The 6,000-nt window shown below is 74.3% G+C and carries 6 protein-coding genes; 3 read left to right on the top strand and 3 right to left on the bottom strand.

The window, feature by feature from the left end:
* Positions 1-19 precede the first annotated feature (19 nt).
* The gene (locus tag AQJ66_RS19375) at positions 20-1,072 is read right to left on the bottom strand and encodes a LacI family DNA-binding transcriptional regulator (RefSeq protein WP_061923514.1); all 1,053 of its coding nucleotides are present in this window, start codon (positions 1,070-1,072) and stop codon (positions 20-22) included.
* A gap of 283 nt (positions 1,073-1,355) precedes the next feature.
* Between AQJ66_RS19375 and AQJ66_RS19370 the strand changes: the two genes are divergently transcribed.
* Genes AQJ66_RS19370 through AQJ66_RS19360 form a run of 3 tightly spaced genes read left to right on the top strand, consistent with a single transcriptional unit; the run spans position 1,356 to position 4,491 of the window.
* Entirely contained in the window at positions 1,356-2,507 is a 1,152-nt protein-coding gene (locus tag AQJ66_RS19370) for a Gfo/Idh/MocA family protein (RefSeq protein WP_061924027.1), read from the top strand.
* Entirely contained in the window at positions 2,504-3,655 is a 1,152-nt protein-coding gene (locus tag AQJ66_RS19365; protein ID WP_061923511.1) for a dihydrodipicolinate synthase family protein, read from the top strand. The genes AQJ66_RS19370 and AQJ66_RS19365 overlap by 4 nt, the downstream gene beginning before the upstream one ends.
* Positions 3,656-3,687: 32 nt before the next feature.
* The gene (locus tag AQJ66_RS19360) at positions 3,688-4,491 is read left to right on the top strand and encodes a sugar phosphate isomerase/epimerase family protein (RefSeq protein WP_061924024.1); all 804 of its coding nucleotides are present in this window, start codon (positions 3,688-3,690) and stop codon (positions 4,489-4,491) included.
* 189 nt (positions 4,492-4,680) lie between these two features.
* On the opposite strand, the gene rbsD is transcribed toward AQJ66_RS19360, so the two are convergent.
* Together rbsD and AQJ66_RS19350 are read right to left on the bottom strand one after the other, a co-directional pair.
* A complete protein-coding gene (gene rbsD / locus AQJ66_RS19355) occupies positions 4,681-5,070 on the bottom strand; it encodes a D-ribose pyranase (RefSeq protein WP_061923508.1) in 390 nt (129 codons plus the stop codon).
* Positions 5,067-5,990, bottom strand: a complete 924-nt coding sequence (locus AQJ66_RS19350; RefSeq protein ID WP_061923505.1) for a ribokinase — start codon at positions 5,988-5,990, stop codon at positions 5,067-5,069. The genes rbsD and AQJ66_RS19350 overlap by 4 nt, the downstream gene beginning before the upstream one ends.
* Positions 5,991-6,000: the final 10 nt, after the last annotated feature.

Genomic DNA, 6,000 nt, shown 5'->3' with positions numbered 1-6,000 from the left:
CGACCCCGCAGCCCCCGAGCTACTGGGCGCCCCGCGGAACCCCGGAGGACCCCCGCACCATCAACTCGCCCCGGATGGAAGCGACGCCACCGAGCGGCGGTTCCTCGCGGCCCATCGCGACGCGGCCCGCGCGGGCTCCCGCCTCCGCCAGGGGGAGCCGTACCGTCGTGAGGGACGGCACGCAGTCGATGCTGAACGGCAGGTCGTCGAAGCCGGCCACCGAGACGTCCTCGGGGATGCGCAGCCCGGACTCGCGCAGCGCGGCGCACGCGCCCAGCGCGACGGAGTCGTTCGCGGCGACGATCGCCGTCAGGGACGGATCGCGGCGCAGCAGTTCCAGCGTGGCCTCGTGGCCGGAGCGCCGGTCGTAGCGGCCGTACACCGTCCAGCGCGGGTCCTCCTCGATGCCGGCCGCCGCCAGGGCCGCGCGGTGGCCCTCCAGGCGGTGCCGGGTGGTCGTGCGCTCCACGGGGCCGGCGATGTAGCCGAGCCGGCGGTGGCCGAGCCCGATGAGGTGGTCCGTGAGGGCGCGGGCGCCGCCGCGGTTGTCGAAGGTCAGGGCGATGGCCCGGGTGTCCGGCGCCGGCGGCCGGCCGCACAGCACCACCCGGGTGCCCGCCTCCGCCAGCTTGCGCAGCTTCGCCGCCACCGCCGCCGCGTGCGGCGCGTCCTCCACGGCCCCGCCGGTCAGCACCACGGCCGCGGCCCGCTGCCGCTGCAGCAGCGTGAGGTACGTCAGCTCGCGCTCCGGCGATCCGCCGGTGTTGCACACGACGGCCAGCCGTTCACCGCCCGCGCGCCCGCCGGGGCCCCCGATCTCGCCCTGGATCGCGCCGGCCATGATCCCGAAGAAGGGGTCCGCGATGTCGTTGACGAGGATGCCGACCAGGTCGGAGGTGGCCGCGGCGAGGGCGCTGGCCGGGCCGTTGAGGACGTAGTCCAGCTCGTCCACCGCCCGCAGCACCCGCTCGCGCGTGGAGGCGGCGACCGGGTAGTTGCCGTTCAGCACGCGCGACACCGTCGCGGGGGAGACCTGTGCGCGGGCCGCCACATCCGCCAGGGTCACCGTCATCTCGTCGTCCTCCGGTCGCGCGGGTGAACGCGCATGTCGTCGCGCATGGGTCCTCGTTACGTCCTCGTAGACAGGCCGCCGCACGGGCACGGTTCCGTGCGGTGTCGAGCAGACCTTAAAGCCAACCGCCCCGTTTGTTCGCCCCCTCGAACAAGCGGAAACGGCCCGGGTCTTGTCCGGACCACTGGTCAGAGGCTAGCTTCTACAGATATAGAAAGCGCTTGCTGTGCGGCTGGCGCTGCTGAAACCGGTCGGGCGCCGGGCGCCCACGAAGGGGACTGACGTGACACGCAAGACGGTGCGTATCGCCATGAACGGCGTGACCGGGCGCATGGGCTACCGCCAGCACCTCGTCCGGTCGATCCTCGCCCTGCGCGAGCAGGGCGGCCTCGACCTCGGCGACGGCACCGTGCTGTGGCCCGAACCGGTCCTGGTCGGCCGCCGCGGGCACGCCCTGCGGGAGATCGCCGAGCGGCACGGCCTGGAGCACGTCTCCACCGACCTCGACGCCGTCCTCGCCGACCCGGCCGTCGACGTCTACTTCGACGCCCAGGTCACCTCCGCCCGCGAGGAGGCGATCAGGAAGGCGATCGCCGCCGGCAAGCACGTCTACACCGAGAAGCCCACGGCCACCGGCCTCGACGGCGCCCTCGAACTCGCCCGCCTGGCCCACGCGAAGGGCGTCCGGCACGGCGTCGTCCAGGACAAGATCTTCCTGCCCGGGCTGCTCAAGCTGAAGCGGCTCATCGACGGCGGCTTCTTCGGCCGGATCCTCTCCGTGCGCGGCGAGTTCGGCTACTGGGTCTTCGAGGGCGACTGGCAGTCGGCCCAGCGCCCCTCATGGAACTACCGCGCCGAGGACGGCGGTGGCATCGTTGTCGACATGTTCCCGCACTGGGAATACGTGCTGCACGAGCTGTTCGGCCGGGTGAAGACCGTCCAGGCCCTCGCCACCACCCACGTCCCCCAGCGCTGGGACGAGCAGGGCAAGCCCTACGACGCCACCGCCGACGACGCCGCGTACGGCGTCTTCGAGCTCGAGGGCGGCGCCGTCGCCCAGATCAACTCCTCCTGGGCCGTCCGGGTCAACCGCGACGAACTGGTCGAGTTCCAGGTGGACGGCACCGAGGGTTCCGCCGTCGCCGGCCTGCGCAGCTGCCGCGTCCAGCACCGCTCGGCCACCCCCAAGCCGGTCTGGAACCCGGACGTCCCCGCCACCGAGGTCTTCCGCGACCAGTGGCAGGAGGTCCCGGACAACGGCGAGTTCGACAACGGCTTCAAGGCCCAGTGGGAGCTGTTCCTCAGGCACGTCCACGCCGGCACGCCGTACCACTGGGACCTGCTGGCCGGCGCCCGCGGCGTCCAGCTCGCCGAACTGGGCCTGAGGTCCTCCGCCGAGGGCCGCCGCCTCGACGTCCCGGAGATCGCGCTGTGACCCTCCGCCTCCCGGCCGCGGACGGCGGCCTGCGCGCCTACGAACCGCGCACCGAACCCCTCACCGTCAGCCCCGGCACGCCGCTGACCTCCCGGACGGTCCTCTCGGCGGCCCACGTCGTCGCCGACCCGCTCGCCGACGTCTCGCCCGACGCGCCCGCCGCCGTCGACTGGGACGCCACCCTCGCCTTCCGCCGCCACCTGTGGTCCCACGGGCTCGGCGTCGCCGAGGCGATGGACACCGCCCAGCGCGGCATGGGCCTGGACTGGGCCGGCGCGGCCGAACTCATCCGCCGGTCGGCGGCGGAGGCGCGCGCCGTGGGCGGCCGCGTCGCCTGCGGCGTCGGCACCGACCAGCTCACCACCGGCACCCTCGCCGAGATCCGCGCCGCCTACGAGGAGCAGCTCGCGCTGGTGGAGGAGGCCGGCGCGCAGGCGATCCTCATGGCCTCCCGGGCCCTGGCCGCCGCCGCGGCCGGACCCGAGGACTACCTGGAGGTCTACGGCCACCTCCTGCGCCAGGCGGCCGAACCGGTCGTCCTGCACTGGCTCGGCCCGATGTTCGATCCGGTGCTGGAGGGCTACTGGGGCTCGGCGGACCTCGACGCGGCCACCGAGACCTTCCTCGAGGTCGTCGCCGCCCACCCGGACAAGGTCGACGGCGTGAAGATCTCCCTGCTGGACGCCGGGCGCGAGATCGCCCTGCGCCGCCGCCTCCCGAGGGGCGTGCGCTGCTACACCGGCGACGACTTCCACTACCCCGAGCTGATCGCGGGCGACGAACAGGGCTTCAGCCACGCCCTGCTCGGCATCTTCGACCCGCTGGGCCCGCTGGCCGCCGAGGCGGTGCGGGTGCTGGACACGGGGAACACGCAAGGCTTCCGCGACCTGCTCGACCCCACCGTGGAGCTGTCCCGCCACCTGTTCCAGGCGCCGACCCGCTTCTACAAGACGGGGGTCGTCCTCCTCGCCTGGCTGGCCGGCCACCAGTCGCACTTCACGATGGTCGGCGGCCTGCAGTCGGCCCGCTCCCTCCCGCACCTCGCGCGCGCCTACGAACTCGCCGACGGCCTGGGCCTGTTCCCGGACCCGAAGCTGGCCGAGGAGCGGATGAGGAACCTGCTGGCGCTGTACGGGGTGAACCAGTGAGCACCGGACTCGAACGCTTCTCCATCAACCAGATGACGGTCAAGCAGCTCACGCTGCCCGAACTGGTGGCCGCCTGCGCCGAGCTCGGCGTACCGGGCGTGGGCCTGTGGCGCGAGCCCGTCCAGGCGTACGGCGTGGAGGCGACCGCCGGGCTCGTCCGCGACGCGGGCCTCGCCGTCACCACCCTGTGCCGCGGCGGGTTCCTCACCGCTCTGGACCCGGACGCACGCGCGGCGGCGCTGGCCGACAACCGGCGCGCGGTCGACGAGGCGGCCGCCCTCGGCACCGACACGCTGGTCCTGGTCTCCGGCGGGCTCCCGGCCGGCTCCAAGGACCTGGGCGCGGCCCGGGAGCGCATCGCCGACGCCCTGGCGGAGCTGGCACCGTACGCGGAGGAGCACGGCGTACGCCTCGCCATCGAGCCCCTGCACCCCATGTACGCGGCCGACCGCTGCGTGGTCTCCACCCTCACCCAGGCCCTGGACCTGGCCGAACGGTTCCCCGCCCACCAGGTGGGCGTGACCGTCGACACGTACCACGTCTGGTGGGACGACCGGGCGCCCGCCGAGATCGCCCGCGCCGGCGCGGGCGGCCGCATCCACGCCCTCCAGCTCGCCGACTGGACCACCCCGCTGCCCGAGGGCGTCCTCAACGGCCGGGGCCAGATCGGCGACGGCGCGATCGACATGCGCGCGTGGAAGGGCTGTGCGGAGGCGGCGGGCTACACCGGGCCGATCGAGGTCGAGCTGTTCAACGAGGGGCTGTGGGCGCGGGACGGCCGGGAGGTCCTGAAGGAGACGGCCGAACGGTTTCTCGCACACGCGATCGACGAGTGACCCTCCCGGAAAATTATCGGGACCGTCGTGCAACCCTTCCCCCGCCTCCCGTGTCGTAGCAGGCATCAGGACTTCCGGTGGGGGACCCGGGGGGGTTCGGGGAGTTCTGGCACGGAGGGGAAAGCCGAGGGGGAGCGCCGGTCGACGGACCGGGGCTCCCCCTCGAAAACGTGCAGGGTCCCAAGGGCCCTAGAAGAACACCCCGCACCGCAGCAGCACGTTCGCGTACGGCCGGGCCTCCCCGGTGCGCACCACCAGCCGCGCCCCGGCCGACAGCTCCTTGAGCCGTGCGTGCGGGACCAGGGTCAGCCCCGCCAGCCGCTCCCGCAGCAGCGCGCTCGCCGCCGGATTGGCCTGCCGCACCTCCTCGGCCGCAGTGGCCCCCTCTACCACCAGCTCGGCCAGCAGCCCGTCCAGGACCTCCGCGAAGGACGGCACGCCCGCGCGGAAGGCGAGGTCCACCACCCGGGGGCCGCGGGGGATCGGCATGCCGGCGTCGCAGACCAGCACCTCGTCGCCGTGGCCCAGCTCGGCGATCGCGCCGGACAGGTGCCGGTTGAGAATGCCCGCCCTCTTCACCGCGCCCCACCCCGCCCGCCGAGGGCCTCGGCCTCGGCCGCCGTCGGGTACGACTCCTGCGCGCCCCGCCTCGTCACCGCCGCCGCGCCCACCCGGGCCGCGTAGGCCGCCGCCTCGGCCAGGGAGGCACCCGACCCCAGCTCCCGGGCCAGGGCGGCCGTGAAGGCGTCCCCGGCACCGGTGGTGTCCACCGCGTCCACCCGCACCGACGGCACCCGCGTCACGCCGGAGGAGTCGCACACCAGCGCCCCCTCCGCGCCCAGGGTGACCACCACCGAGCGCGGGCCCTTGGCCAGCAGCAGCCGCGCCCAGTCCGCCGGCTCCTCGCTCACGCACGCCTCGCCCAGGAGGACGCGGGCCTCGTGCTCGTTGACGACCAGCGGGTCGCAGGCGGCCAGCACCTCGGTGGGCAGGGCCCGCGGCGGGGAGGGGTTGAGCACGAACCGGCTGCCGTCGGCCAGGTGGCGGACGACCTCCACGACCGTCTCCAGCGGGATCTCCAGCTGCGCCGACACCACGCGGGAGGCGAGGAAGAGGCTGACGGCGGCCCGGACGTCCCCGGGCGTGAGCCGGGCGTTGGCGCCGGGCGAGACCACGATGCTGTTGTCGCCGGACGGGTCGACCGTGATCAGCGCGACACCCGTCGGCGCCCCGCCGACCAGCACGCCCACCGTGTCCACCCCGGCCGCGTGCAGGGAGTCCAGCAGCAGCCGGCCGTGGCCGTCGTCGCCGACCCGCGCCAGCAGGGCCGTCCGGGCCCCGAGCCGCGCGGCCGCGACCGCCTGGTTGGCGCCCTTGCCGCCCGGGTGCACGGCCAGATCGCCGCCGAGCACCGTCTCGCCGGCGGCCGGTCTGCGCTCGACGACGGTCACCAGGTCGGCGTTGGCCGAACCCACGACCAGGAGGTCGTAGTCGTACATGTGTGACTCC

It is taken from the genome of Streptomyces bungoensis (genome assembly GCF_001514215.1).
Taxonomy (GTDB): Bacteria; Actinomycetota; Actinomycetes; order Streptomycetales; family Streptomycetaceae; genus Streptomyces; species Streptomyces bungoensis.
This window is presented reverse-complemented; position numbering and strand designations above follow the sequence as displayed.

Excerpts from the sequence above, each read along its gene's own strand:
- AQJ66_RS19375 (WP_061923514.1), bottom strand. The coding sequence starts at position 1,072 with ATGACGGTGACCCTGGCGGATGTGGCGGCCCGCGCACAGGTCTCCCCC.
- AQJ66_RS19350 (WP_061923505.1), bottom strand. The coding sequence starts at position 5,990 with ATGTACGACTACGACCTCCTGGTCGTGGGTTCGGCCAACGCCGACCTG.
- AQJ66_RS19360 (WP_061924024.1), top strand. The coding sequence starts at position 3,688 with ATGACGGTCAAGCAGCTCACGCTGCCCGAACTGGTGGCCGCCTGCGCC.